1 protein-coding gene and 1 pseudogene are annotated in these 1,639 nt (G+C 40.5%); both read left to right on the top strand.

Features of this window, described 5'->3' with window-relative positions; all coding sequences use genetic code 11:
- The coding region (locus AC1DG9_RS26760) for a SusC/RagA family TonB-linked outer membrane protein (RefSeq protein ID WP_477635656.1) at nt 1-1,398 on the top strand (1,398 nt) is incomplete at its 5' end.
- Between the two features lie 18 nt (nt 1,399-1,416).
- Nucleotides 1,417-1,639, top strand: a pseudogene (locus tag AC1DG9_RS26755) (RagB/SusD family nutrient uptake outer membrane protein); the annotation flags it as partial.

The raw sequence follows: 1,639 nt of genomic DNA, 5'->3' as shown, positions 1-1,639 counted from the left end.
GAGTCGGTATTTGCACGTTTAAACTATAATTACGACAACAGGTATGCTATCAGTGGAACAATAAGAAGAGACGGATCTTCTAACTTTGGCCCGGGCCACAAATGGGGTACATTCCCGGCTGTTTCGGCATCGTGGACAGCAAGTAACGAATCTTTCTTAAAAGACAACAAATATGTTAATTATCTGAAGCTAAGATTCGGATATGGAGAAGTGGGTGGGCAGGATGCCGGCTCAGGTAACCTATACTCTGCAAATATCAGACTATTTCCTATTGCACCATTTGGTCCAGGTGGATTGCCTGATAACGTAGATAACCTGTTAATTACCTGGCAGTCTACCAATACCTACAATGCAGGTTTAGACCTTACCACCTGGAATAAAAGATTAGAGTTCAGCTTTGATGCCTATAAAAAAGTAACCTCAGATATGTTACTGGCTACTCAGCTTGGTGCTTATTCTGGTTTAGGAACGGCATGGAACGATATCAAAACGCCAACAACAAACGATGGCCGCATGACCAACACTGGTTTCGATATCGGACTAACATCTTATAACATTCAGAATAATAACTTTACATGGAAAACCAATATCATATTCAGTAAGTATAAAAATATCCTTAACAGGATGAACGAGCCTAATGCAACTTTACCTGGTACTTTTGATGAATATGGTACCAAATCATTGGTTACCTTATCTCAACAGGGCCGTCCGCTTGGTGCATTCTATGGCTATGTTACCGATGGATTATTCAGATCGCAGGCAGAGCTAAACAATGGGATAGATTACGGACTCTCAATTGCTCCGGGTAGCTTATGGCTGGGCGATGTAAGGTTTAAAGATCTAAACGGCGATAAGGTGGTTGATGATAAGGATGTTACCGTTATAGGCGATCCTAATCCAGACTTCACCTACGGCTTTACAAATACCTTTAGCTATAAAGGAATTGACCTTTCGATATTCATTTATGGTAGCCAGGGAGGTGACATTTTCAACTATAGTCGTCGCCAAACCGAAGCCTTAAGCTCTCCTTACAACAATCAGCTTACTACTGTATTKAACAGATACTCTGCAAACAATCCTAATGGAGATTTGCCAAGGTATAATCAATGGCACAACAATAACAACAGAATTTCTGATCGGTACATTGAGGATGGATCTTACCTAAGGATACAGAACGTAGCGCTAGGCTATAACCTGCCAAAATCTTTAATAAGCAAAATAAAGGTGAGCAATGCCAGGTTCTACGTTTCTGTTCAAAACCTGTACACATTTACCAATTATTCGGGTTACGATCCCGAACTGGGAGCGCTTAATAACAACATCAGGTTCATGAATATCGACAATGGTCATTATCCGGTTCCTAGAACATTTACTCTGGGCACCAACATTGAATTCTAACCTCTAAAAATTAAAGTAATGAAAACAAATCTCATCATCATATTTTTTGCAGTAGCTTTAATTGGAGTTTCCTGTAAAAAGAGTTTCCTGGATAATCCCTCAGAAACGGGACCAACCACCGAAAGTTATTATACCACAGCAGCCGAAGTAAATGGTGCCACAGGACTTTTGTACAATTCTGTATGGAATGACTGGTCTGACAAAGCCTTTATATCTGTAGGTGATGTGCTGGGTGGTACCG

Source organism: Pedobacter sp. 05L430, from assembly GCF_056397585.1.
This window is presented reverse-complemented; position numbering and strand designations above follow the sequence as displayed.